The sequence below is a fragment of the Mycobacterium gordonae genome (assembly GCF_002101675.1).
GTDB classification, from domain to species: domain Bacteria; phylum Actinomycetota; class Actinomycetes; order Mycobacteriales; family Mycobacteriaceae; genus Mycobacterium; species Mycobacterium gordonae.
On sequence record NZ_LQOY01000207.1, the window covers coordinates 145,502 to 171,143 of the forward strand.

22 protein-coding genes are annotated in these 25,642 nt (G+C 67.0%); 3 read left to right on the forward strand and 19 right to left on the reverse strand.

Going from position 1 to position 25,642, the window contains the following annotated elements:
* Nucleotides 1–81 precede the first annotated feature (81 nt).
* Nucleotides 82–915 (forward strand): NAD-dependent protein deacetylase, encoded by an 834-nt coding sequence (locus tag AWC08_RS26440; RefSeq protein ID WP_065133815.1) that lies wholly within the window; start codon nucleotides 82–84, stop codon nucleotides 913–915.
* Here AWC08_RS26440 and AWC08_RS36800 read toward each other — a convergent pair.
* A complete protein-coding gene (locus AWC08_RS36800) occupies nucleotides 899–1,045 on the reverse strand; it encodes a hypothetical protein (protein ID WP_156781225.1) in 147 nt (48 codons plus the stop codon). The genes AWC08_RS26440 and AWC08_RS36800 overlap by 17 nt on opposite strands.
* 182 nt (nucleotides 1,046–1,227) lie before the next feature.
* On the reverse strand, nucleotides 1,228–2,487 hold the full coding sequence (locus AWC08_RS26445; protein ID WP_069435460.1) for a cytochrome P450: 1,260 nt from the start codon (nucleotides 2,485–2,487) through the stop codon (nucleotides 1,228–1,230).
* A gap of 66 nt (nucleotides 2,488–2,553) precedes the next feature.
* On the opposite strand from AWC08_RS26445, the gene AWC08_RS26450 reads away from it, so the two are divergent.
* On the forward strand, nucleotides 2,554–3,198 hold the full coding sequence (locus AWC08_RS26450; RefSeq protein WP_065133817.1) for a TetR/AcrR family transcriptional regulator: 645 nt from the start codon (nucleotides 2,554–2,556) through the stop codon (nucleotides 3,196–3,198).
* Here AWC08_RS26450 and proB read toward each other — a convergent pair.
* From proB to AWC08_RS26510, 12 genes are all read right to left on the reverse strand, one after another.
* Complete coding sequence (gene proB / locus AWC08_RS26455; RefSeq protein WP_065133818.1) at nucleotides 3,195–4,301, reverse strand: glutamate 5-kinase; 1,107 nt, start codon at nucleotides 4,299–4,301, stop codon at nucleotides 3,195–3,197. The two genes, AWC08_RS26450 and proB, sit on opposite strands and share 4 nt — an antisense overlap.
* Nucleotides 4,298–5,740: a GTPase ObgE gene (gene obgE, locus AWC08_RS26460; protein ID WP_085088441.1), complete on the reverse strand. Its 1,443-nt coding sequence runs from the start codon at nucleotides 5,738–5,740 to the stop codon at nucleotides 4,298–4,300. The genes proB and obgE overlap by 4 nt, the downstream gene beginning before the upstream one ends.
* Before the next feature lie 52 nt (nucleotides 5,741–5,792).
* Nucleotides 5,793–6,059: a 50S ribosomal protein L27 gene (gene rpmA / locus AWC08_RS26465; protein WP_065137432.1), complete on the reverse strand. Its 267-nt coding sequence runs from the start codon at nucleotides 6,057–6,059 to the stop codon at nucleotides 5,793–5,795.
* A gap of 13 nt (nucleotides 6,060–6,072) precedes the next feature.
* Entirely contained in the window at nucleotides 6,073–6,384 is a 312-nt protein-coding gene (gene rplU, locus AWC08_RS26470) for a 50S ribosomal protein L21 (RefSeq protein ID WP_069435516.1), read from the reverse strand.
* Nucleotides 6,385–6,587: 203 nt separating this feature from the next.
* Entirely contained in the window at nucleotides 6,588–9,560 is a 2,973-nt protein-coding gene (gene rne / locus AWC08_RS26475) for a ribonuclease E (protein ID WP_069435515.1), read from the reverse strand.
* 298 nt (nucleotides 9,561–9,858) lie between these two features.
* Nucleotides 9,859–10,269 carry a nucleoside-diphosphate kinase gene (ndk, locus tag AWC08_RS26480; protein ID WP_055577884.1) on the reverse strand — a complete coding sequence of 137 codons (411 nt, stop codon included), beginning with the start codon at nucleotides 10,267–10,269 and terminating at the stop codon, nucleotides 9,859–9,861.
* A 137-nt stretch (nucleotides 10,270–10,406) separates the two neighbouring features.
* The gene (locus tag AWC08_RS26485) at nucleotides 10,407–10,784 is read right to left on the reverse strand and encodes a DUF4233 domain-containing protein (RefSeq protein ID WP_069435514.1); all 378 of its coding nucleotides are present in this window, start codon (nucleotides 10,782–10,784) and stop codon (nucleotides 10,407–10,409) included.
* Entirely contained in the window at nucleotides 10,781–12,214 is a 1,434-nt protein-coding gene (folC, locus tag AWC08_RS26490; RefSeq protein ID WP_085088444.1) for a bifunctional tetrahydrofolate synthase/dihydrofolate synthase, read from the reverse strand. The genes AWC08_RS26485 and folC overlap by 4 nt, the downstream gene beginning before the upstream one ends.
* Nucleotides 12,214–14,862 (reverse strand): valine--tRNA ligase, encoded by a 2,649-nt coding sequence (locus tag AWC08_RS26495; protein ID WP_085088447.1) that lies wholly within the window; start codon nucleotides 14,860–14,862, stop codon nucleotides 12,214–12,216. The genes folC and AWC08_RS26495 overlap by 1 nt, the downstream gene beginning before the upstream one ends.
* A 71-nt stretch (nucleotides 14,863–14,933) precedes the next feature.
* Nucleotides 14,934–15,584, reverse strand: coding sequence for a LysM peptidoglycan-binding domain-containing protein (locus AWC08_RS26500; RefSeq protein ID WP_069433586.1), 651 nt, complete (start codon nucleotides 15,582–15,584; stop codon nucleotides 14,934–14,936).
* A 98-nt stretch (nucleotides 15,585–15,682) separates the two neighbouring features.
* Complete coding sequence (locus AWC08_RS26505) at nucleotides 15,683–16,270, reverse strand: DUF937 domain-containing protein (RefSeq protein ID WP_065137452.1); 588 nt, start codon at nucleotides 16,268–16,270, stop codon at nucleotides 15,683–15,685.
* Between the two features lie 102 nt (nucleotides 16,271–16,372).
* The gene (locus tag AWC08_RS26510) at nucleotides 16,373–17,629 is read right to left on the reverse strand and encodes a saccharopine dehydrogenase family protein (protein WP_069433585.1); all 1,257 of its coding nucleotides are present in this window, start codon (nucleotides 17,627–17,629) and stop codon (nucleotides 16,373–16,375) included.
* Nucleotides 17,630–17,715: 86 nt separating this feature from the next.
* On the opposite strand from AWC08_RS26510, the gene AWC08_RS26515 reads away from it, so the two are divergent.
* On the forward strand, nucleotides 17,716–18,885 hold the full coding sequence (locus AWC08_RS26515; RefSeq protein ID WP_069433584.1) for an FAD-dependent oxidoreductase: 1,170 nt from the start codon (nucleotides 17,716–17,718) through the stop codon (nucleotides 18,883–18,885).
* A gap of 71 nt (nucleotides 18,886–18,956) precedes the next feature.
* On the opposite strand, the gene AWC08_RS26520 is transcribed toward AWC08_RS26515, so the two are convergent.
* The 5 genes from AWC08_RS26520 to clpX all read right to left on the reverse strand — a co-directional run bounded on the left by AWC08_RS26520 (nucleotide 18,957) and on the right by clpX (nucleotide 25,485).
* Nucleotides 18,957–19,520, reverse strand: a complete 564-nt coding sequence (locus AWC08_RS26520) for a transglycosylase family protein (protein ID WP_065137453.1) — start codon at nucleotides 19,518–19,520, stop codon at nucleotides 18,957–18,959.
* A gap of 630 nt (nucleotides 19,521–20,150) precedes the next feature.
* The gene (gene mobA / locus AWC08_RS26525; RefSeq protein WP_065137441.1) at nucleotides 20,151–20,744 is read right to left on the reverse strand and encodes a molybdenum cofactor guanylyltransferase; all 594 of its coding nucleotides are present in this window, start codon (nucleotides 20,742–20,744) and stop codon (nucleotides 20,151–20,153) included.
* Between the two features lie 12 nt (nucleotides 20,745–20,756).
* A complete protein-coding gene (locus AWC08_RS26530; protein ID WP_174900791.1) occupies nucleotides 20,757–21,875 on the reverse strand; it encodes a 2-oxoacid:ferredoxin oxidoreductase subunit beta in 1,119 nt (372 codons plus the stop codon).
* A 7-nt stretch (nucleotides 21,876–21,882) separates the two neighbouring features.
* Nucleotides 21,883–23,829: a 2-oxoacid:acceptor oxidoreductase subunit alpha gene (locus AWC08_RS26535; protein WP_142283822.1), complete on the reverse strand. Its 1,947-nt coding sequence runs from the start codon at nucleotides 23,827–23,829 to the stop codon at nucleotides 21,883–21,885.
* A 375-nt stretch (nucleotides 23,830–24,204) separates the two neighbouring features.
* On the reverse strand, nucleotides 24,205–25,485 hold the full coding sequence (clpX, locus tag AWC08_RS26540) for an ATP-dependent Clp protease ATP-binding subunit ClpX (RefSeq protein WP_065137443.1): 1,281 nt from the start codon (nucleotides 25,483–25,485) through the stop codon (nucleotides 24,205–24,207).
* Between the last annotated feature and the right edge of the window lie 157 nt (nucleotides 25,486–25,642).

The following is a 25,642-nucleotide window of genomic DNA, read 5'->3' on the forward strand; positions in this document are numbered from 1 at the left end:
CCCTCCATTCTCGCGTTACTGTCGCATTGCCCACCCCGAGGCCGGGTGACGGGGTGCCGACTAGTGCCTAGTCTCGGTGGAGTGGAGTCCCCCGAGCTCATCGCCTTGCTGTCCGGGCGCCGAATTGCGGTGCTCACGGGCGCGGGCCTGTCCACGGATTCGGGCATACCCGATTACCGCGGACCTGACTCCCCGCCCAGCAATCCGATGACGATCCGGCAGTTCACCTCCGACCCGGAGTTTCGGCGGCGATACTGGGCGCGCAACCATCTCGGCTGGCGGCACATGGACAACACGCAGCCCAATGCCGGACACCGGGCACTGGCGACGCTCGAGCGGGCGGGCGTGGTGACCGGGGTGATCACCCAGAATGTCGACCTGCTGCACACCAAGGCCGGCAGCAGCAACGTCGTCAATCTGCACGGCACCTACGCGCAGGTGGCCTGCCTCGACTGCGGCTACCGTATGACTCGCGCCGCGTTGGCCGAACAACTCGAGGCGCTCAATCCCGGATTCATCGAGCGTTCCGAAGCCGTCGGCGGCCTGGCGGTGGCTCCGGATGCCGACGCGGTCGTCGCCGACACCTCCTCGTTCCGCTACCTCGACTGCCCGCGCTGCGGCGGCATGCTCAAGCCGGACATCGTCTACTTCGGCGAGAGCGTCCCCAAAGACATTGTCGATCGGGCTTATTCACTCGTCGATCAGGCGCAGGCGCTGCTGGTGGCCGGCTCCTCGCTGACGGTGTTCTCCGGTTACCGGTTCGTGCGCCACGCCGTCGCCCACAACATTCCCGTCGCGATCGTCAACCGCGGCCGCACCCGCGGCGACGACCTGGCCACCGTCACGGTCGACGGCGGCTGTTCGGAGATGCTGACGCTGCTGGCCGCAGAACTAGCCCTCAGCGCGCCCTTCTGACCTCGGCGATGAACTGGCGTCCCCGGTTGTCCACCACCTGCCAGGAGGACGGCCCGATCAGCCGCGGGTGACCCAGCATGTAGACGGCCTGCCGGGCGTCCTGCTCCCGCTCGATGTTGTCGACACGCATGCCGTGAGATGTTGTCAGAGCCCACATGATTCTCTCCGATTTCGGCTAACTCCGCTGATGCGAAGAGCTTTTCGGAGGCGCCTGTGCGGATCCTCGGCGAATTCTCCACGATCTCTAAAAACGACAGGAGGCGCACAGTGCGCCACGAGCGAGCGCGACTGTAGTCCTCTCGGCCCGAGCTGTCAGAAAGTGCAGGGCATGCTGCGGATCGCGTGGATGAAATTGCCCGGGACGTAGACCGGTTCACCCGCCGCGATCTCCGGCAGCTGGCTGAGCAGTTCGCCGAAGATGGCGCGCAACTGGGCCCGGGCGACGTGGGCGCCGAGGCAGAAGTGTACGCCTCCGCCACCGAAGCCCAGGTGCGGATTCGGGCTGCGGCTCAGGTCGAAACGGCCAGGCTCGTCGAAGGCCTCGGTGTCCCGGTTTCCGGACGCGTAGAACATGACGACCTTGTCCCCCGCCCGAATCTGCTGCCCGCCGAGCTCGAAATCCGTTGCCGCTGTTCGGCGGAAGGTCATCACCGGGGTGGCCCATCGGATGAACTCTTCGACCGCCGTTCCGATGCGGTCCTCGTAACCTGCTTGCAGCCAAGCTCTTTCGCCAGGGAAGTCGGTGAGCGCCTTCAAGGCGTGGCTGGTGGTCTGGCGGGTGGTGTCGTTGCCGGCCACGGCCAGCAGCACGAAAAACGCCGCGACGTCCGCATCGGAAAGCCGGTCGCCGTCGACCTCGGCGTTCACCAGCGCGCTGAACAGATCCTCGCCCGGATTCTCCCGGCGCTGGGCGGCCAACTGGCCGGCGACCTGGTGCAGGTACACCTGGTTCTCGAACACCACCTGCAGCGGTTCGCGGCCGTCGAGGTACTCCGGATCGGCCCAGGACACCAGGGCGTCGGCCGCGTGTGCCACCTGCTGCCGTTCGGACTCCGGGATGCCGACCATGTCCGAGAGCGTCCGGATCGGCAGTTCCTTGGCACAGTATTCGACGAAGTCGACGCCGCTGCCGGCCGCACGCAATTCCTCGACGATGGTCTTCGCGTTGGCCTGGATGGATTGCTCGATACGGCGGACCTGTCGGGGTGTGAACGCGGCGCTGACAAGTTTGCGCAGCTTGGTGTGCCGCGGCGGGTCCATCGCCAAGAAGGACTGGGACGCTTCGAGCAGTTCCTCGGGGATGCTGGCGAACATCACGCCCTTGCCGGACCGGAAGACGTCGTTGTTGCGACTGACCGCGACGATGTCGGCGCGTCGGGTGACCGCCCAATAACCGGGGTCGTCGGGGTCATCCATCAGGGTGTCCTTGACCGGAGAATGCCAGCTCACCGGACGCTCCGCGCGCAGCACCGCGAAGGAGCGTTCCCGATCCTCGGCGGTGGTCGACCAGAACTGCGGTGACGACAGGTCGATGGCGTCGTAGGTGCGGCCGCTCGCATATGTCGCTGTCATGGGCCCGACTCTATGACTAGACATACTGTCTAGTCAATATGTCCCCAGCGCGGCTATGCTGGGCGAATGCCGTCGGTCACCCGCAAACCGCAAGCGCGCCAGGCGCGCCAGCAGCGGCGCGAACAGCTGGAGAGCAGACTGCTCGACGCCACCGAACGGCTGATGAGTGAAGGCGCCAGCTTCACCGAGCTCAGCGTCGATCGGCTGGCCGGTGAGGCCGGGATCTCCCGGGCCAGCTTCTACATCTACTTCGAAGACAAGGGCCACCTGCTCCGACGCCTGGCGGCCGCGGTATTCGACGACCTCGCCGCCGCCGGGGAGCGGTGGTGGTCGGTGGCCGACCAACGCGATCCCGATGACCTCAGGGCGGCGATCGCCGGCATCGTCGCCAGTTACCGCCGCCACCAGCCGGTGTTGGTCGCGCTCAGCGAAATGGCCGGTTATGACGCCGCGACGGCCCAGACTTACCGCGACCTGCTGAGTGCGATCTCGCAGCGGGTGCACCGTGTCATCGACCGCGGCCAGGCCGACGGATCGATTCGGCCGAGCCTCCCGGCCGCCACCACAGCCAGCGCGTTGACCATGATGGTCGAACGGACCTGCCAGCTGGCCCTGCCGGCGCAGCCGCTGGACGACGACGCCGAACTCACCGACACGTTGGTCGAAATTATCTGGGCCGCGTTGTATCTCACGTCGGCGCCGGAAGCCTAGACGGCCACCAGGTCGTCGGCGTGTACCGCAGGCCGGCGCATCTCCCCCGGCAGGTCCGACGTGGAGCGACCCATGATCGTCGTCAACTCAGCAGCGTCGTACGCGACGACGCCGCGCGCCACCACACTGGCGTCCGGGCCGCACAGTTCGACGACGTCGCCGCCGAAGAACTTGCCCGACACCGCGACGATCCCCGCCGGAAGCAGCGAGCGGCGCTGCCCGATAACGGCGCGTACCGCCCCCGCGTCCAGCGACAGCGTGCCGGTGGCCTCGGCGGCGTAGCGCACCCAGAACCGGCGCGCCGACATCCGCTCGGCCCGCGGGGCGAACACGGTGCCCACCGACGCGTCGGTCAGCGCGGTCGCGGCATCGGCGGCCGGTGCCAGCAACACCGGCACCCCGGCATCGGCGGCCAGCAGCGCCGAGGACATCTTCGAGGCCATGCCGCCGGTGCCCAGATGGCTGCTCTGGCCGGCGACCACGCCGTCCAGATCCCCTGGCCCGGTCACCTCCGCGATGAATCTGGCGCCCTTGAACTTTCGCGGATCTGAGTCATAGAGACCGTCGATGTCGGACAGCAGCACCAGCGCGTCCGCGCCGACGAGATGGGCCACCAGTGCCGACAAGCGGTCGTTGTCGCCGAAGCGGATCTCGTTGGTGGCCACCGTGTCGTTCTCGTTCACGATCGCCACCGCGCGCAGTGCACGCAGCCGGTCCAGCGTGCGTTGGGCGTTGTTGTGCTGGACCCTCATTGCGATGTCGTGGGCGGTCAGCAACACCTGACCCACGGTGCGGCCATACCGGGCAAATGCCGCGCTCCACGAGTTCACCAGGGCAACCTGCCCGACGCTGGCCGCGGCCTGCTTGGTGGCCAGATCCTTTGGCTTACGCGGCAATCCGAGCGGCTCCAGCCCCGCGGCGATGGCACCCGAGGAGACGATGACGACGTCGGACCCCGCCTGCATCCGGGTCTCGATGGCGTCGGCGAGTTCGGCCAGCCGGCCGGCGTCGAACATGCCCGACTCGGTGGTGAGCGCGGTGGTTCCGACTTTGACGACGATGCTGCGCGCGGTCCGGATTCTTTCCCGGTAGGGACTGGTCATCGGTTGTCATCACGTTCGCGGCGCTGCCGCCGAGCGGCCTTGCGCTCGGCCGCGCCAATCCGGTCGGAGCGTTCCAGGCGCACGTCGGTACCGCGGCCGGTCAACGGAACCGGGCCACCGGCAGGGGTTTGCGGCTCCCAGTCAAACGTCATCTCACCGATGGTGACCGCGCAGCCGGGACGGGCGCCCAGGCGCAGCAGTTCGTCCTCCACACCGAGTCGGGCCAGCCGGTCGGCGAGGTAGCCGACCGCCTCGTCGTTGTCGAAATTGGTTTGGCCGACCCAACGCTCGGGCCGTGCGCCGGTAACCACGAAGCCGCCCTCACCATCGGGCTGCACGTCGAAACCGCTGTCGTCCACCGGCACCGGGCGGATGACCGGTCGCCGCGGTATCACGGCGGGCCGGGCGGCGTTGTATTCCGACACCATCTGCCATAGTCCGAAGATCAACGGCTGCAAGCCTTCCCGGGTGACCGTCGACACCAGGAACACCGGCCAGCCGCGCTGGGCGATCTCCTCGTGGACGAACTCCGCGAGCTCGCGGGCCTCGGGCACGTCAATCTTGTTGAGTACCACCGCGCGTGGCCGCTCGGCCAGGTCGCCCAGTACGGCATCACCCTGCAGCGTGGGCGTGTAGGCCGCGAGTTCGGCCTCGAGTGCGTCGATGTCGGAGATCGGGTCGCGTCCGGGTTCGGCGGTGGCACAGTCCACCACGTGCACCAGCACCGCGCAGCGCTCGATGTGGCGCAGGAAGTCCAGGCCCAGGCCGCGGCCTTCGGAGGCGCCCGGAATCAGCCCCGGCACGTCGGCGACGGTGAAGGAATGCTCGCCGGCCGACACCACGCCCAGGTTGGGAACCAGCGTGGTGAACGGGTAGTCGGCGATCTTGGGCTTGGCCGCCGAAATCACCGACACCAGCGACGACTTCCCGGCCGAGGGAAACCCGACCAAACCGACGTCGGCGACGGTCTTGAGCTCGAGGGTGAGGTCGCGTTCCTGTCCCGGTTCCCCGAGCAGCGCGAAGCCAGGGGCCTTACGGGCGCGGGATGCCAGCGCTGCGTTGCCCAGACCGCCGCGGCCACCGGCGGCGGCTTCGAAGCGGGTGCCGGCGCCGATCAGGTCGGCCAGCAGCCGGCCGTTCTCATCGAGGACCACGGTGCCGTCGGGAACCTTGACTTCCAGGTCAGCACCGGCGGCGCCGTCCCGGTTGTTGCCCATCCCCTGCTTGCCGGACGGCGCGGTGACGTGCGGGCGGAAATGGAAGTCGAGCAGCGTGTGGACCTGGGGGTCGACGACGAAGACAATGCTGCCGCCGCGGCCGCCATTCCCGCCATCCGGGCCGCCCAGCGGTTTGAATTTCTCGCGGTGGACCGATGCGCAACCGTTGCCGCCGGAACCCGCTCGTGTATGAATGACCACCCGATCGACGAATCGAGGCATCGGGCTTCCCCTTAATTGGCCGCGGACATGCCGTGAGGCACGTCCGCAGCACTCAGTCGGCGCTCTGTCCGGCTGGAACGATGTTGACGGTCTTGCGGCCGCCCTTGACGCCGAACTGGACCGCGCCGGCCGCCTTGGCGAACAGCGTGTCGTCGCCGCCGCGACCGACGTCGACGCCCGGGTGGAACTTGGTGCCGCGCTGACGGACCAGGATCTCGCCGGCCTTGACGACCTGACCGCCGAAGCGCTTGACGCCGAGCCGCTGCGCGGCGGAATCGCGACCGTTGCGCGAGCTGGACGCGCCCTTCTTGTGTGCCATGTCTGCGCCTCCGCTACTTGATGCCGGTGACCTTGACGACCGTCAGCTGCTGACGGTGTCCCTGCCGCTTGTGGTAGCCGGTCTTGTTCTTGAACTTGTGGATACGGATCTTCGGGCCCTTGGTGTGCTCGAGCACCTCGCCGGTGACCGCGACCTTGGCCAGCGCCTGAGCATCGGTGGTGACGTTGGCGCCGTCGACGACCAGAGCGACCGGCAGCGACACGTTCGCGCCCGGCTCCGACTCCAGCTTCTCGACCTTCACCACGTCGCCGACGGCAACCTTGTACTGCTTACCGCCGGTCTTGACGATTGCGTACGTCGCCATCGTTGCTCCTGCCTCTTCTCGTCTGTCTGCGTCACACTCGCGCGCGGGTGAGCCCGGCGCGGGTGGTGGTCTGGGGTGCGGGCTCGGTGCCGGCCCGCTGTCGTCGGTCACATCCATTCGCCTAGACCCTGACGACAACTGTCCAAGGGTACGTGACCAGCACCTACAGGGTCAAACCGGGCTTGCCCTTCTCCTAGAGGTGCTCACTCGGCGTGAATGGGCGGACCGGCCGGACGGCCGGCCGCGCGCCGGCGCCGCGACGGAACGGCCGAAACCTCCGCAATCACCACGGATGGGACCTCGATAGCGGCCTCGGCATCGCTGTCGTCTCTGTCGTCGCCGTCGTCGTCCTCGTCTTCGGTGTCCTCGTCGTCGTCCTCGTCGGTGAGGTCTTCCTCGTCGTCAAGTTCGTCCACGTCTTCGTCGTCGTCCACGTCTTCGTCGTCGTCTTCGTCGTCGTCGAGATCTTCGTCATCGTCGAGATCGTCGGATGCTTCGTCGACGTCCTCGTCCTCGTCGACGTCCTCGTCCTCGTCCTCGTCGACGTCCTCGTCCTCGGTGTCGTCCTCGTCCTCGGTGTCGTCTTCGTCCTCGGCGTCGACATCCTCAAACTCGTCACCCCCCGGCACCGCCAGCAATTCGGCCTGCTCGTCGGTCTCGGCGGTCAATTCCTCATCGGACTCGAGGTCGGTCTCGCCGGTCTCGTCCTCGTCGCGCGACGAGGCGGCCATCGCCTTGAACATCGGGTGCTCACCCGGCGCGTGCACCGGAACCTTGGCCACGACACCGTTGTCGGCCGGCTGTTCGGATCGCGGCTTCTTCGATCGCCTGCTGCGGCGGCCGCCGGACTCGGTCTTGCGTCCCGTCGCCGGCGCTGAGTCGACCGGATCGGCATGCATCACGATTCCGCGGCCGGCGCAATGCGGGCACGATGTCGAGAACGCCTCGATCAGGCCGGTGCCCAGTCGCTTGCGGGTCAGCTGCACGAGTCCCAGCGAGGTCACCTCGGAAACCTGGTGGCGGGTGCGGTCGCGGGCCAGCGCCTCGGTCAGCCGGCGCAGCACCAGGTCGCGGTTGGACTCGAGCACCATGTCAATGAAGTCGATGACCACGATGCCGCCGATGTCGCGCAACCGCAGTTGCCGCACGATCTCCTCGGCCGCCTCGAGGTTGTTCTTGGTGACCGTCTGTTCCAGGTTGCCGCCGGACCCGGTGAACTTGCCGGTGTTGACGTCGACCACCGTCATGGCTTCGGTCCGGTCGATCACCAGCGTCCCACCCGACGGCAGCCACACCTTGCGGTCCATCGCCTTGGCCAGTTGCTCGTCGATGCGGTGCACGGCGAACACATCCGGGCCCGGCTGACCTTCGCCGCCGGCCGGTTCGTACTTCGTAAGCTTCGAAACCAGATCGGGTGCAACGGAATTCACGTACTCGTTGATCGTGGTCCAGGCTTCGTCGCCGGAGACGATCAGCTGGGAGAAGTCCTCGTTGAACAGGTCGCGGATGACCTTGACCAGAACGTCGGGCTCCTCGTACAACGCCACCGCGGCGCCCGCGGCCTTCTTCTTGGTCTCGGCGGCCTTGGCGTCGATCTGGTTCCAGCGTTCCTGCAGCCGGGTGACGTCGCCGCGGATGTCTTCCTCTTTCACGCCTTCGGACGCGGTGCGGATGATCACGCCCGCGTCGGACGGCACCACCTCGCGCAGGATCTCCTTGAGGCGTTGGCGTTCGGTGTCGGGCAGCTTGCGGCTGATGCCGGTCGAGCTTGCGCCGGGCACGTATACCAGGTAGCGCCCGGCCAGCGACACCTGCGTGGTGAGCCGGGCACCCTTATGCCCGACCGGATCCTTGCTGACCTGGACGACGACATAGTCGCCGGGTTTGAGGGCCTGCTCGATCTTGCGGTCGGCCCCACCCAGACCGGCGGCGTCCCAGTTGACTTCGCCGGCATAGAGAACGCCGTTGCGGCCGCGACCGATGTCGACAAACGCGGCTTCCATCGAGGGCAGCACGTTCTGCACGATCCCGAGGTAGATGTTGCCGACCAAGGACGCAGAAGCCGCCGACGTCACGAAGTGCTCGACCACGATGCCGTCCTCCAGAACGGCGATCTGGGTGTAGCGCGCGCCCGGATGCGGCGGTTCGGTGCGCACCCGGTCGCGGACCACCATGACCCGCTCCACGGCTTCGCGCCGCGCCAGGAATTCGGCCTCGGTCAGCACCGGTGGGCGGCGCCGGCCGGCGTCACGACCGTCGCGACGGCGCTGCCGCTTGGCCTCCAGCCTGGTCGAGCCGTCAATCCCCTTGATCTCGCCGGAACCGGAGTCCTCAGCCCCGGACTTGCCGCCGGTGCGCGGCGCGCGCTCGTGCACGACGGTGTTGGGCGGGTCGTCGGGCGACGGACTGTCGTCGTTGTCGTCGCCCGAGCCGGTCTTGCGGCGCCGGCGCCGGCGACGACGGCGGGTCGCGCCTTCGCCCGAACCGTTGTCCTCGTCGCCGTTGTCGGTGTCATCGGCCTCGTCGTCGGAATCCTGGCCTTCGGCCGACTCATCGCCTTGATCGACCGTGTCGCCTGGCTGGTTGTCGCCCTCGGCGCCGTTCTGTTCACCGCGACCGCGACCGCGGCCCCGGCGCCCGCGGCGACGGCGCTTGTTGGCGGGACGGTCCGACTGGTCATCGTCATCGTCCGCGCCGGCTTGTGTGTCGGAGTCATCGCCGTAGTCGGAATCCTCGGCCGCACTCTCATCGCCGGCTTCGTCGTCGGTCTCGACGCGCTCGGGCAGCGGCTGCGGCGCGACGAACAGCGGCATGTAGTGCGGGCGCTCGACCAGCTCCTGGGTCTCGCGAAGCTCCCGGATCTCGACCGTTTCCAGCATCAGCCGGGATTCGGGTTCGGCCGGCGGCCCGGCTTCGGCGACGGCCGTGGAGTCGGCGTCGGTCTCCGGCGCGTCCGGCTGGGCCGCCAGCAGATCGCGTACCCGAACCGCGTCGACGTGATCGACGCTGGAGTGGGCACTGCGGATCCGCCCGTCGAGGGCGGCCAGGGCATCCAGCACCCGCCTGCTGGTGGTTCCCAGCGTCCGCGCGAGCGAATGCACCCTCAAGCGGTCGGGCAGGTCCTCCCGCTCGGTCGGCTCGTTTGCTGAGTCTGAAGTTGGGGCATCGTCTACCACGTATTCTCCTCAAGCCCCCGGGCGCGTCGTCCTATCGACGCGGCCACTCGAGGGCTTCGCTATGGGTCCGGGCCACTTCTCCCGGACTTGTGATGGTCTCGCCCCGAGCAGCTCATGACGAGCCCACTCGGTGCCGTACTGAATGACGGCCCGACATGCTGCGCCGCACCGCGGACTGGCGATGGTCGCGCTTGCCCAAGTCTTCATTCGGGCGTCCGACGCCAGATCGACGACGTTCACCCGGAGTCAGTATCCCACATCACTTCAGGGGATCACGCTCCCCTTCGAGCAGGCCCGATCAGATGCCGGGAAACCAGAGCTCGATCTCGCGCTGGGCCGATTCGGCGGAGTCGGACCCGTGCACCAGGTTGAACTGGGTTTCCAGGCCGAAATCGCCGCGGATGGTTCCGGGGGTGGCCTTTTCCACCGGGTCGGTGCCGCCGGCGAGTTGCCGGAAGGCGGCAATCGCGCGGGTTCCGACCACCACGGCCGCCACCACCGGTCCCGAGGTGATGAACTCCAGCAGCGATCCGAAGAAGGGCTTGCCGTCGTGCTCGGCGTAATGGCGGCGGGCCAGGTCCTCCCCGACGGTCCGGAGCTCCAGCGCCGCGATGGTGAGGCCCTTGCGTTCGATGCGGCTGAGTATCTCGCCAATCAACTGGCGCTCGACGCCGTCGGGCTTGATCAATACGAGGGTCCGTTCGGTCACGGTGCACAGAGTAGAGGGCGGGGAATCGATACCCAAGCCGGCACCAGCAACGAGCCTGCGGTGAAGGCCTCGACGCTGCGCTGAGCGCTACCGCGAGCGCGGTGAACCCGCCCTGGCCAACGGTTCGGCGCGCACCGTCAGGACGGCGGCGGCGCCCAGCGCTCCTGGCGCCGCCGGACCTCGGCGCGCAGATAGGCGATCAGCCCCCACACCGCGGTGAACAACACGCCCATGAATCCGACGGCCGGGTACAGCAGGAAGCCGGCAACCAGCAGCAGCTGTGCGCCCAGGTTCACCCAGATCGCCCACGGCCGGCGCTGCAATCCGGTCAACGCGACGAGCAGCAGGGCGAATCCGACCAGGTACCCCAGCGATGCGCCGCTGAGTCCGCCCCCGACGACGCCCACCACCGGTATCGCCAGCAGCACCACGATCACCTCGAGGATGAGGGTGCCGGCCATCACCCCAGCGAAGCTCTTCCAGGGGTCGGGCGGCGGGGCTGCCTGTTCGGTCATTGCGGATCACGACCGAACAACGTCCGGGCGGCACCGGCGGTGACGACCGAGCCGGTGATGACAATCCCTGTGCCGGAATACATTTCATCCTCCTGGTCGGCCGCGTCGACCAAAGCCGTCGCGGCGTCGATGGCGTCGCGCAGGTTGTCGGCAGGGATCACCCGGTCGGGCCCGAACCGCTGCTCGGCCGCCAGGGCCAGCGTCTCGACATCCAGAGCCCGGGGCGAGCCGTTGTGGGTGACGACGACGGAGTCGAAGACCGGTTCCAGCGCCGCGAGGATGCCGTCCACATCCTTATCGGCCAGCACGGCTACCACCCCCACCAACGTCCGAAAGTCGAACTCGTCGGCCAGCGTCTGCGCCAGCGCAGCCGCCCCGGCGGGGTTGTGGGCGGCGTCGATGAACACCGTCGGGGCGCTGCGCATCCGCTCCAGCCGTCCGGGACTGGTGACCGCGGCGAAACCGGCCCGCACCGCCTCCACATCCAATTGCCGTTGGGCGCCCGCGCCGAAGAACGCTTCCACCGCGGCCAGCGCCAGTACCGCGTTGTGCGCCTGATGCTCGCCGTGCAGCGGCAGATAGATGTCCGGATACACCCCGCCGAGACCCTGCAGTTGCAGCAGCTGTCCGCCGATGGCCACCTGCCGGTCCAGCACCGCGAACTCGGAGTCCTGCCGGGCGACCGCGGCGTCGACACGCACCGTCTGGGCGAGCAACACGTCCATCACCTCCGGAGACTGTCGCCCGATCACCGCGACGGTGTCCGGCGCCCCCTGCGGCGCCCGGGTGATGATGCCCGACTTCTCCTTGGCGATCCCGGCGATGTCGGAACCCAGGTAGTCGACGTGGTCAACGCTGATCGGGGTGATGACGGCCACCGGTGCGTTCAGCACGTTAGTGGCGTCCCAGCTGCCACCCATGCCCACCTCGACCACCGCGACGTCGACGGGCGCATCGGCGAACGCCGCGAACGCCATCGCGGTGAGCACCTCGAACTTGCTCATCGCAGGGCCTCCACCGGCCTGCGACTGCTGATCGACCATCTGCACGAACGGTTCGATCTCCCGGTAGACCTCGACATACCGCGCCGGTGTGATCGGCAAACCGTCGATCGAGATGCGCTCGACCGCAGACTGCAGGTGCGGGCTGGTGGTTCGGCCGGTGCGCTGCGAAAGCGCGGTGACCAGCGCATCGACCATCCGCGCGACCGACGTCTTGCCGTTGGTGCCGGCGATGTGGATCGACGGGTAGCTGAGTTGCGGCGACCCGAGCAGGTCCATCAGAGCGCTGATCCGGGTCAGGCTGGGCTCGATGCGGCTTTCCGGCCATCGCTGGTCCAGCAGATGTTCGACCTGCAGCAGAGCCGCGATCTCGTCCGGGGTGGGAGCCAACCGGGTGCTCGACTCCCAGTCCTGCGGTTCCGGGTTCATTACAGGACTGCCAATTTGGCGGTGATCCGGTCGGTTTCTTCCTGAGCCACCTGCTGGCGGGCGCGGATCTTGTCGACGACGGCTTCGGGCGCTTTGGCCAGGAAGTCGGCGTTGCCGAGTTTGGCCGCGGTGGACGCCAGTTCCTTTTGCGCTGCCGCCAGGTCCTTTTCCAGACGCCGGCGCTCGGCGGCGACGTCGATGGTGCCCGAGGTGTCGAGCTCGACGACGACCGTGGCGGCGCTCAGCCTGACCTCCAGTGACGCCGACGCACGGAAATCGTCGCCCGGTGCGGTGAGCCAGGCCAGGGACGTCACGGCATGGACCTGATTGCTCAGGTCGGCGTCGTCGACGCCGACCAACCGGGCCGGCACCTTCTGCCGGTCGGCCAGGCCCTGATCGCTGCGGAACCTGCGCACTTCGGTCACCAGCTTCTGCATATCGGTGATCCGTTGCGCCGCAACCGAATCCAACACGATGCCGGACGGCTCGGGCCAGTCGGCGATCACCAGCGACTCCTGGCCGGTGAGCGCCTGCCACAGCGCTTCGGTGACGAACGGGATCACCGGGTGCAGCAGCCGCAGCAACGTGTCCAGGCCGGCGGCCAGCACCGCGGTGGTATGCGAAAGACCTTGCGCGAGCTGTGTTTTGGCCAGCTCTACATACCAGTCGCAGAATTCGTCCCAGGCGAAGTGGTAGAGCGCTTCGCAGGCGCGGCTGAACTCGTAGCTGTCGAAGGCCGCATCGACTTCGGCGCGGACCTCTTCCAGCCGGCCGAGCACCCAGCGGTCGGCGTCGGTCAATTGCTGCAACGGGGGTAGCGGGGCCAGAGCAGCGCCGTTCATCAGCGCATACCTGGTGGCGTTGAACAGTTTGGTGCCGAAGTTGCGCGACGCCCGCACGGCGTCCTCGCCGATGGCCAGATCGCCGCCCGGACTGGCGCCACGGGCCAGGGTGAACCGCAGGGCGTCGGCCCCGAACTTGTCCATCCAGTCCAGTGGGTCGATGACGTTGCCCTTCGACTTGCTCATCTTGCGGCCGAACTCGTCGCGGATCAGTCCGTGCAGGAACACGTCGGTGAACGGCACCTGCGGGCCGCGGCTACCGTCGAGCGTGATGGCGTCGTCACCGCCCACATAGGTGCCGAACATCATCATCCGCGCCACCCAGAAGAACAGGATGTCGTAGCCGGTGACCAGAACGCTTGTCGGATAGAACTTTTCCAGCGCGGGGGTCTTCGACGGCCAGCCCAGGGTGGAGAACGGCCACAACGCCGAGGAGAACCAGGTATCCAGTACGTCGCTGTCCTGCTCCCAGCCCTCCGGCGGCGTGTCGTCGGGACCGACGCACACCATCTCGCCGTTGGGCCCGTACCAGATCGGGATGCGGTGACCCCACCACAGCTGGCGCGAGATGCACCAGTCGTGCATGTCGTCCACCCAGGCGAACCACCGCGGTTCCAGGCTGGCCGGGTGAATCACCGTGTCGCCGTTGCGAACCGCGTCACCGGCAGCCTTGGCCATCGACTCCACCCGGACCCACCATTGCAGGGACAGGCGCGGTTCGATCGGCTCCCCGCTGCGCTCGGAGTGCCCGACGCTGTGCAGGTAGGGCCGCTTCTCCTCGACGACACGGCCCTGGGCGGCAAGCGCTTCGCGAACCTTGACGCGAGCCTCGAACCGGTCCATCCCGTCGAATTCCGTCCCGGTGCCGGCGATCCGGCCTTTGGTGTCCATGATCGAGGGCATCGGCAGCTGATGGCGCATCCCGATCTCGAAGTCGTTGGGATCATGAGCGGGTGTGACTTTGACTGCGCCGGTACCGAATTCGGGGTCGACGTGCTCGTCGGCGACGACGATCATCTCGCGATCGACGAACGGGTGCGGCAGCCGGGTGCCGACCAGATGGCGGTAACGGTCGTCGTCGGGGTGGACCGCGATGGCGGTATCGCCCAACATGGTCTCCACCCGGGTCGTGGCGACCACGATGTGAGGCTGGGAGTCGTCGAGCGAGCCGTACCGGAACGACACCAGCTCGCCTTCGACGTCCTGGTAGTTGACCTCGAGGTCGGAGATCGCCGTCTCCAGCACCGGCGACCAGTTGACCAGTCGCTCGGCCTGATAGATCAGGCCGTCGTCATAGAGGCGCTTGAAGATCGTCCGCACGGCACGCGACAGCCCCTCGTCCATGGTGAAGCGGTCCCGGCTCCAGTCCACGCCGTCGCCGAGTCGGCGCATCTGGCCACCGATCGCGCCGCCGGACTCACGCTTCCAGTCCCACACCTTCTCGACGAACAGCTCGCGGCCGAAGTCCTCTTTGGTCTTGCCGTCGACCGCCAGCTGCTTCTCCACCACGCTCTGGGTGGCGATGCCGGCGTGGTCCATCCCCGGCTGCCACAACACCTCGTAGCCCTGCATGCGCTTACGCCGGGTCAGCGCATCCATCATGGTGTGTTCCAGGGCATGGCCCATGTGCAGGCTGCCGGTCACGTTCGGCGGCGGGAGCACGATGCAGTACGCGGGCTTGGTGCTGTGCGGGTCCGCGGTGAAGTAGCCGGCATCTACCCACTTCTGGTAGATGGCGCCCTCCATCGCGGCCGGATCCCAGGACTTGGGCAGCTGGTCTTCGGCAGGGCGGGGGCTGGCGGTCACCGGTCAATTCTAGGAACCGCCCGCCGCCGCCGTGTAAGGGCCTGAAACCGCAGGTGGAGCGGATTGGCCGATTACGGGATGGTGAGCACCTGCCCCGGGTAAATCAAATCGGGATTCGGGATTGCGCTGGCGTCGGCGATGATCTGGTACTTGCTGCCGTCGCCGTAGAACCGCTCCGCGATCGCCCACAAGGTGTCGCCGGACTCGACCGTGTAGGTGCGTGCGGCGGGGGGCTCGGGCTCGGCCGGCGGCGCTTCGGGTGCCGGTTCGGCCGGCTCGGCCTGCTCGGCGACGGCGTTCTCGACGGGAGCGGGCTCGCCCTGGGATTTGCCTTTGTCGTCGAGGTCGTCTGCGGCCCCTTGCGCGCTGGGATTTGGCGGGGGCGGGGCGTCGGTTTCGGTCTTGGTGGACCAGGCCGGCCCGTCGGCCGCGTACAACACCAGGTTGCGGTCGTCCTGCAGGACGAGTTGCACCTGCTTCTTACCCTTGGTGTCGCTGTGCCACACCGGCTTGTCGGCGGTGTAGAGCACGAAATTTCCGTCGGTCTGCACCTCGGCGCGCACCACGTCCTGACCGTTGGTGGCGGTCGCCCAGATCGGCTTACCCCACACGGCCAGCACCAGGTTGCCGTCGTCCTGCAGGGTCAGGGTGTAGGCGCCGTTGTTGGAGACCAGCGACTCTCCCTTTACCAGCTTCTGCCCTTCGGTGAGCCTGTCTGACATGCGTTTTCCTCTCCATACTCTTACGGGACCTCGAAAAATCCGATCGCACCGCGACCGAAACAGACTTTGCGCTCAGCGCAATCTTGTTGTGCCGCCTGTTATTTCTTGCCGCCGAGCAGGCCGCCGAGAATATCGCCGAGGCCACCGCCCTTGTTGCCCAGCACACTGCCCAGAATGCCGCCCAGTGACTTGTCGTTGCCACCGCCGAGGATGCTGCCCAGGATGTCGCCCAGTCCGCCGCCTGAGCTGCGTTGCTGTGGGGTGGGGGCCTCGGCCGGGGCGCCGGAATTGAGTTGTTTTCCGATGTACGCCAACACAATCGGCAGCACGATGGGCAACAACTGTTTGAGCAGTTCACTGTTGCCGGCGCCGCCCCCGGCCAGGGCGGTAGCGACTTCGTTGGTGTCCTTGCCGCCGAAGAGCGTCGCGACCGCCTGGTGCCCGTCCTGTTCGTCGACGTGGTCGACGCCGCCGCCGGCGTCGAGCAGCCCACGCGCGGCATGGCCACTGGCGGCGTCCTCGATCTTGCTGGCGTGCTCGGGATCCTGCGAATTATGTTGCAGCCCACTGAGCAACACCGGCACCAAGGTGTGCACCGCTTTGTCGACTTCGCCCTGTTCTGCCCCGAGCTTCGACGCGATGTCCGAGGTGGGAATCTGCGCGTAAAGATCGTCGAGACCGGCCATCGTGTCCACCTTCGTCGCTGGGATAGGAGGCGAGCAGCTACGACACTAGACGCACCCCATCCGGATCAACACCCTTTGATCAGGCGGATTTCAACTCACACGTCAATTTAACCGTTCGGTTCGCAACTCGATACCCGCGTGTGGGAACCGGGCCAGCAGCGCGTCACCCATGGCCGCGGCCGGCGTCAGCACCCCGTGCAGATCGGAGAGCTTGTCACGGTCTTTGGCCAGCGCCAGGCCGCACTCCCCCAACATCACCGAGGTGGCCTTGTAACCGGGGTCGCCCCGCTGCTCCATGCGCGCCACGTAGCGGGCGCCGGAGGTCGTGGTGGTGTACGTCTCGACCTTGTAGAAGCCGCGCTCGCGGGCCTTGGCGCTCGGCCCGGTACCCGGCTTCGGAGCCACCCGTTCCACCAGTTTCCGCGGGAGCAGCCGGAAGTAGCGGCTGCCCAGTCCGAACACCGCGTTGCTCAATCCGGTGACGACGGCGGCCGCCACCGGCGCGACGGGTGAAGAACCGAGGTTGACCGACTCGCTGTAGCGGAAGTTGCGGCCGTAGGCCCAGTCGAGCAGGGCGTTGCTGCGCCGCACGATCCGGGTGTTGTACGGCGCCATCACGAATCCGGCGGTCCACAGCTCGCGCAGTTCCGGTGCGAGCTGTCCGCCGCGACGCAATGGGAGATCGGGCTGCGGGCCCAGCTCGGGCTCGGCACCGCGGTCGGTGGTCAGCGTGTACGGGTCGCTGAGCTGATTGCGCACCTCGGGGTCACTCGAGGCGAGCCGCAGGATCTCGGTCATCGACGCGAACGTGCCGCCGGACAACCCGCCGCGGAAAGAGCGGACCACGAAGTTCGTCTCACCAAGCTCGCCCGCACCGTCGTCGCGTGCGGCACGAAACAGTGCGTAGACCGTCAGGTCCGACGGGACGGAGTCGAATCCGCAGGCGTGCACGATCCGGGCGCCGGTGTCGGCGGCCTGCTTGTGGTAGAGGTCGATGCTCTCGCGCACGAAGTTGGCCTCACCGGTCAGGTCGGCGTAATCGGTGCCGGCCGCAGCGCACGCGGCCACCAGGGGCAGGCCGTAGCGGGTGTAAGGACCCACAGTGGTGATGACGACCTGGGTGCGGGCGGCCATCTCCTTGAGCGACGACTCGGAAGTGGCGTCGGCGGAGATCAGGGGCCAGTCCTGAGCGGCGGGTCCCAACGTCTTGCGGACCGCGTCCAGGCGCTCCGTCGACCGCCCGGCCAGGGCGATGCGCGCGTCTCCCCCGGCCCGGGCGAGATACTCGGCGGTCAGCTTGCCCACGAAGCCCGTTGCCCCGTAGACGATGATGTCGAATTCGCGTGGCGTCTCGGTCACCCGACCGACGCTACCCTGGCCGCCGCCGGGCCTCGTCGGGCAGCCGGTCCTTGAACAGACCCCGCCGCCCGACTATTTTCCGCGGAATGACGCAACGAATTGTTGTCGTCGGAGCGGGCATCGCCGGGTTGGCCAGCGCAGTGGCGTTGCGGCGGCGTGGTTACGACGTGAGCATCGTCGAGCAGCGCACCGACACCACGCCCGGTGCGGCCATCAGCATCTGGCCCAACGCGCTGGCGGCCCTGGACGAACTGGGGCTTGGTGATGAGGTGCGCGACGCGGGCGCCCGCGTCGCGACCGGTGCGTTGCGCTGGCGGGACGGTTCCTGGCTGCGCCGTCCCGCGACCGAGTCCCTGATCAGTGCACTCGGGGAGCCGTTGGTGGTGCTGCGGCGTTCGGCACTGCGCAACATACTGACCGCCGCAGCAGCTGACATCAGCGTCGAATACGGGTTGGCAGCCTCGAAATTGGAGCCCAGCGGCGACGGAATCCGGATCGAATTGTCAGACGGGGCGGTGCGCTGCGCGGACGCGGTGATCGGCGCCGACGGCATCGGTTCGATGGTGGCTCGCCACCTCAACGGTCCACTGCGCTATCGCTATGCCGGTTACACCGCGTGGCGCGGCATAGCTGCTTGTGGGATGGATCCCGACCTCGCCGGAGCAACGCTTGGTCCCGGGGTGGAGACCGGCCACATCCCGTGCGGGCCTGACCTGACGTATTGGTACACCACCGAACGCGCCCCAGAGGGGCGGTCGGCCACCGATGCTGACCTGCCCTACCTTCGAGCCAAGCTGGCCGGCTGGCCGGAACCGGTTCCCGACGTGCTGGCTGCGACAACTCCCGACGATCTGTTGCGCAACGACCTCTACGACCGCGAGCCGGCCCGTCGTTGGGCCCGCGGGCCGGTGGTCGTCGTCGGGGACGCGGCGCACCCGATGCGCCCGCATCTCGGGCAGGGTGGCTGCCAGGGTTTGGAGGACGCTGCGATCTTGGGGGCGTTCGTCGAACGTGTCGCGGACCTGCCGGCGGCCTTCGCCGCCTTCGCCGACTTCCGCCGGTCGCGGACCTCAGCTGTAGTGCGTGAGTCCGCGATGCTCGGCCGGGTCATCAACCTGCGTCCCGCATTCCTCAGCGCCGCGCTGAGCCGCACCAGCGCGCTCATCCCGGACGCCGCGTTCACCCGGCACCTGGCGTCGGTGGCCGGCCGCCCGGCGTTCGTGCTGCCGACCGTCGGCGATGCCAACCGGGCATGAGACGACGAATGCCGGGCCCGAAGGCCCGGCATTCGCTTGAAGCGTTAGCGGGTGTGGTGCTGCTCAGCTGATCAGCCGCGGCGGCCGCAGACCGGCCACGCGCCGATGCCCTGCGAATGCAGCACGTTCTCGGCCACACGGATCTGCTCCTCACGGCTGGCGCTGGCCGCCGAGCCGCTGCCGCCGTTGGCACGCCAGGTGCCCGCCGTGAATTGCAGGCCACCGGAGTAGCCGTTGCCGGTGCTGATCGCCCAGTTGCCACCGGACTCGCACTGCGCGATCGCGTCCCAGTTCACGCTGTACGCCTTGACCGGGGCGGGCGCGGGCACCTCGTTCACCGGCGGGGCGTCAGGCGCCGGCAGGTTCGGGTCGAAGCCAGCGGGCTCCGGTGCCGGCGGCGCGTCGGCCGGAGGGGCGTCGGGGGCCGGCGGCGCGTCAGGCGCCGGCAGGTTCGGGTCGAACCCCACCAATTCCGGGGCCGGCGGCGCGTCAGGAGCCGGCTGGCCTGGGTCGAAGCCGGGAGCGACGTTGGGGTCCACGCCCTGGACATCCGCATGAGCGATGCCGGTGGTCGGCACGGTCACGAGGGTTCCGGTAATCGCGGCGACAATGAGCGTCTTGCGGACGTTCTTCAACACTGTTCCTTTCGTTGCGCGCGCGCTGAAGCCAGCCCGCCGCAGCGGGTTGGTGTTGCTTGGTGCGTCAATGACGCTGAGATGCTTCAGGGCGTGCCGTCTCGTTTCGGCACGACAGCGAAGGGCCTGATTGCCCGGCGCGGCCGCTGGCCGACGCCCGTGGGGCGGCACCGGTATTCAGCGCCGTCTCCCACATCCGCTCACACGCGGGTCCGTGGATTCAATTTTCGTGGTTACTAATTTGTGCCCATTTTCGGGCTAAGAGGACCGTACGATAACGATTTGGATTCGTCACCTCGACAGAATGGGTATACCGGACCGATAACGAACCGGTCACGCCCACTCACCCCCGCGGTCCGCGCAGGTCAGACGACTGTTACAGGCTGCCCGCAATCCGTTGCCACATTTGCGCTTTCGTGAGCCTAATCACGCATATATTGTGAGCTGCGCCACCGAATTTCGTTATCTGACGCACGACCAACAACGCGAGCGGATAACAGTGCGGCGTGACATGGCACACAATTCGCCGCCCTGCAAATCGGCGTCACAAATTGAAAATTGTGCCCGATCGCACAAATTCCTGGAAACAATGCCCGGCCGCGCGAGAGGCGGCGGCACGAAGGAAAGGTCTTAACGGCCCGGACGAACCGGTGTCCGCAGATCGTCAACCGCGTTGACGTTCGTCAGCGCCACGGAGTCGGTCAGCACGATCTGCTGCGAGTCCGAGGCGTCGATGAGGTCGCTCATCTTGCGCGCCCCGGCCGCCACCAGCGCATCGATGCGGTCGGCCAGATCCGTGCGGTACACCGCGGCCAGGTAGTGACTGCGGCCGTCCCACGGCATCACCACCTCGGCGTTGGTCTCGACGGCGAGGCGGAACAGCTCGTCGATCAAATCGGCTGTGAGCGAAGGCATGTCGACAGCGGCGACGAACGCGTAGCGTGCGCCGGCCGCCGCTGCGGCCCGCAGCCCCCGTCCGGTCGCCGGCAACGGACCCAGCCCGCGCACCTCGTCGCGCAGGATGGGAACCGACAGCGCGGGCAGTGGCTGGCCCGGCGCGGCCATCACGTAAACCGGCGAACAGCGTTGCGACACAACGTCAACCACCCGTTCCACCATCGTGCCCGACCCGTCGGGAAGCGGCAGGGTGGCCTTGTCTCGGCCCATCCGGCGCGATTCGCCGCCGGCGACGACGACGCCGGCCAGTGAAACGTCTTCAGCCACTTACGCTGCCCCTCAGTCCACGGTCCAGGTATCACGCCCGCGCAGCAGTGACTGCAGCGCGGTTTCATCCGATGGGATCGAATTCTGGGCGGACTCTACCTGCGAGCGAGCGGCGTCATCGTAGGTGGGTCGGCTGATGTCGCGGAAGATGCCCATCACCATGTGATCGAGGTTCTGGTCCGACAACCGCGACAACGCGAACGCGTATGCGGAATCGTCGCCGTGGGCGTCGTGCACCACGATCTCCTCTTGGGCCACATCGGCCGTCTTGGCCACGTCGAGACCGAAGCCCGACTTCACCACGCAGTACTCGCCGTTTGCGCCGAACACGATCGGTTCCCCATGGCGGACTTTGATCACCCGTTCTTCGGAGCCCTCCTTACGCAGCGCGTCGAAGGAGCCGTCGTTGAAGATCGGGCAGTCCTGCATGATCTCGACCAGTGCGGCACCGCGATGCTGGGCCGCGGCCCGCAGCACCTCCGTCAGTCCGGCGCGATCCGAATCCAGCGCGCGCCCCACGAACGTCGCCTCGGCCCCGAGCGCCAGCGAGACCGGGTTGAACGGGTGGTCCAGCGAACCCATCGGCGTCGACTTGGTGATCTTGCCCACCTCTGAGGTCGGCGAGTACTGGCCTTTGGTGAGTCCGTAGATGCGGTTGTTGAACAGCAGGATGGTGATGTTGACGTTGCGGCGCAGCGTGTGGATCAGGTGGTTTCCGCCGATGGACAAGGCGTCACCGTCGCCGGTAACCACCCAGACGGACAGGTCCTCGCGGGCCAGGGCCAGGCCGGTGGCGATGGCCGGCGCACGGCCGTGGATCGAGTGGAATCCGTAGGTCTCCAGGTAGTAGGGGAACCGGCTGGAACAGCCGATACCGCTGATGAAGACGATGTTCTCGCGGCGCAGCCCGAGTTCGGGCAGGAAGTTGCGGATGGTGTTGAGGATGACGTAGTCACCACATCCCGGGCACCAGCGCACCTCCTGGTCGCTGGTGAAGTCCTTGCCCTTTTGTGGCTGGTCTTCATCAGACAGCCTGGGGACCCCGTCGTTCTTGTTCACTTTGGGAGTTACTCCCAGGTCGGTGCCGATCAGGCTGGTCATGAGCGCCGCGTCCTCCTCATCGCTTCGCATCGGACCATCATGCGCTGACCCCCGCTTCGACGTGGGCCGCCGACAATCTGGCGATTATGGTCTTGTCCTGCTCGAGTTCGTTCAACCTGCCGGCCAGCGCTGCCCGAATGAATCGTCCGATCTCGTCGGCTAGGAACGAGACACCCTTGACTTTGGTGACCGACTTGACGTCGACCAAGTACTTGGCGCGCAACAACATCGCCAGCTGGCCCATGTTCATCTCCGGGCACACCACTTTCGGGTAGCGGTGCAACACATCGCCCAGATTGGCGGGGAACGGGTTGAGGTAGCGCAGGTGGGCGTGTGCCACCTTGGTGCCACGGCGGCGCGCGCGCCGGCAGGCCTCGCCGATCGGACCGTACGAACTTCCCCAGCCGAGCAGCAGCAGCTCGGCATCACCGGTCGGGTCGTCGACTTCGAGGTCCGGGACGCTGATGCCGTCGATCTTGGCCTTGCGTATCCGGACCATCAGGTCGTGGTTGGTGGGGTCGTAGGAGATGTCGCCGGATCCGTTGGCCGCTTCCAGCCCACCGATGCGGTGCTCGAGGCCCGGGGTGCCGGGCACCGCGAACTGCCTGGCCAGCGTGTCCCGGTGCCGGGCGTAGGGCTCGAAGGGTTCACCCGGTTTGGCGAAAATGTGCTTGATCGGCTTGAGCGAATTCACGTCCGGGATGCGCCACGGCTCGGAGCCGTTGGCGATGGCGCCGTCGGACAGCAGGATCACCGGGGTGTGGTACGACACCGCGATCCGAACCGCCTCCAGGGCCGTGTCGAAGCAGTCGGAGGGAGAGCGCGGCGCCAGCACCGCGACCGGCGACTCCCCGTTTCGGCCGAACAGCGCCTGCAACAGATCGGCCTGCTCGGTCTTGGTCGGCAGACCGGTGGACGGTCCGCCACGCTGGACGTCGATGACGATCAGCGGGAGCTCGGTCATCACGGCCAGACCCATCGCTTCGGACTTCAGCGAGATACCGGGACCCGATGTGCTGGTGACGCCGAGCGCACCGCCGTAGGAGGCGCCGATGGCGGCGCAGATGCCGCCGATCTCGTCCTCCGCCTGGAACGTGATGACGTTGAAGTTCTTGTGTTTGGACAGCTCGTGCAGGATGTCCGAGGCCGGGGTGATCGGGTAGCTGCCCAGCACCACCTGCTTGCTGGCGAGTTGGCCGGCCGCGACGATGCCGTAGGCCAGCGCGGTGTTGCCGGAGATCTGCCGGTATTCGCCGGCCGGCAACGACGCCTTGGACACCTCGTAGGTGGTGCCGAACGCCTCGGTGGTTTCGCCGTAGTTCCAACCCGCTTTCAGCGCCAGCACATTGGCCTCGGCGATGTCGGGCTTGCGGGCAAACTTCTCCCTGATGAAGGTCTCGCTGGTGCGGATCGGCCGCCCGTACATCCACGACAGCAGACCGAGGGCGAACATGTTCTTGGCGCGCTGGCCGTCTTTCTTGGTAGCCCCGATCGCTTCGACGGCCCCGAGGGTGAGCGTGGTCATCGGCACCGCGTGCACGACGTATTCCTCGAGTTCGTCGGACTCCAACGGGTTGGTCACGTAGCCGACTTTGGTGAGATTGCGCTTGGTGAACTCGTCGGAGTTCGCGATCACCATTCCGCCGCGCGGCAGGTCCCCGATATTGGCCTTCAGCGCAGCGGGGTTCATGGCCACCAGGACGTCGGGCCGGTCCCCTGCGGTCAGGATGTCATAGTCGGCGATCTGGATCTGGAAAGACGAGACGCCGGGCAAGGTCCCTGCGGGAGCACGGATCTCGGCGGGGTAGTTCGGCTGGGTGGCCAGGTCGTTGCCGAAAAGCGCCGCCTCCGAAGTGAATCGGTCGCCGGTCAGCTGCATGCCGTCGCCGGAGTCTCCCGCGAATCGGATGACAACATTTTCCAGGCGCTGCCGACCGGACCCGTTCTGAGACTCTTCCCCGGCGCCGTTGCCGTTCGGATTCACGTCTCCGCCTTCCAACTTGCATATCCGGACAGGCACTCCGCTGCAGCTCCAGATTACGCGCGCCGGAGTGCCGTCTCCGCTGTCACGATTGATGTCACTGGAAGTACCAATTATGACACTTCTCTAAGGGTGTACAGCCGTCCTCTTAAACTTGTTACCGGCGAGTATGCAGGTAAAAGCCGATGTCAGGCTGGCGCCGGCCGGGGACAGCATCGCAACTGTGGTATTGGTCACTTTATCGGCGTGGCGGCATCCAGCCCCGTTTTCGGTACCAAAAGCGGCGCGTTTCTTCGATGGCCCCTCGCCGCGACACCGCGTCGCCGGGGCACCCGTTTCGTCCGCGGTCATCGACTTCGCAGACTGATCTTCTGCCGGTCAGGCGCTTTTGTCGCGACGCTCCGAGCGGGACGGCTTGCGCGGCACGATCGTCGGCAGCACGTTGTCCTGGACGGTCTCCTTGGTGACGACCACCTTGGCGACGTCGTCGCGACTCGGGATGTCATACATCACCGGCAGCAGGACTTCCTCCATGATGGCGCGCAGACCACGGGCACCGGTGCCGCGGTGGATCGCCTGGTCGGCGATCGCTTCGAGCGCGTCGTCGGCGAACTCGAGCTCCACCCCGTCCATCTCGAACAGCCTGGTGTACTGCTTGACCAGAGCGTTCTTCGGCTCCGAAAGGATCTTGACCAACGATTCCTTGTCGAGGTTGGTGACCGAGGCGACCACCGGGAGGCGCCCGATGAACTCGGGGATCAGGCCGAACTTGATCAGGTCCTCGGGCATCACTTCGGCGAAGTGGTCGGTGGTGTCGATCTCGGCCTTGGAGCGCACCTCGGCGCCGAAGCCCAGACCCCGCTTGCCGACGCGCTCGTAGATGATCTTCTCCAGGCCCGCGAACGCGCCCGCCACGATGAACAGCACGTTGGTGGTGTCGATCTGGATGAACTCCTGGTGCGGGTGCTTGCGACCACCCTGCGGGGGAACCGAGGCCTGGGTGCCTTCCAGGATCTTCAGCAGCGCCTGTTGAACGCCCTCACCGGAGACATCGCGGGTAATCGACGGGTTCTCGCTCTTGCGGGCGATCTTGTCGACCTCGTCGATGTAGATGATGCCGGTCTCGGCGCGCTTGACGTCGTAGTCGGCGGCCTGGATGAGCTTGAGCAGGATGTTCTCGACGTCCTCACCGACATAGCCGGCCTCAGTCAGCGCGGTGGCGTCGGCGATCGCGAACGGCACATTGAGCATCTTGGCCAGCGTCTGGGCCAGATAGGTTTTGCCGCAGCCGGTGGGACCGAGCATCAGAATGTTGGACTTGGTCAGCTCGACCGGCTCGTACCGGGAGTCCCGGCCCTTCTCGCCGGCCTGGATGCGCTTGTAGTGGTTGTAGACCGCGACAGCCAGCGTGCGCTTGGCGGTGTCCTGCCCGATGACGTAGCCCTCCAGGAAGTCCCGGATTTCGATGGGCTTGGGCAGCTCGTCGAGCTTCACATCGTCGGCGTCAGCGAGCTCTTCTTCGATGATCTCGTTACACAGGTCGATGCACTCGTCGCAGATGTACACCCCGGGGCCCGCGATGAGTTTCTTGACCTGCTTCTGGCTCTTCCCGCAGAACGAGCACTTCAGCAAGTCACCGCCGTCTCCGATGCGCGCCATGATGCCTCAGGGCCTACTTCCTGTGTCGCCGTTCGTCTTGCCTGCCGCGTGTATCCCACGACGCTACCCGTTTGTCACGGCCTGTCGCGACCGATAACGCCGAATAGCTTCCTTGGTATTTGCTGGTGCTCACTGCGATGGGTAGTTCTCGTTGTGA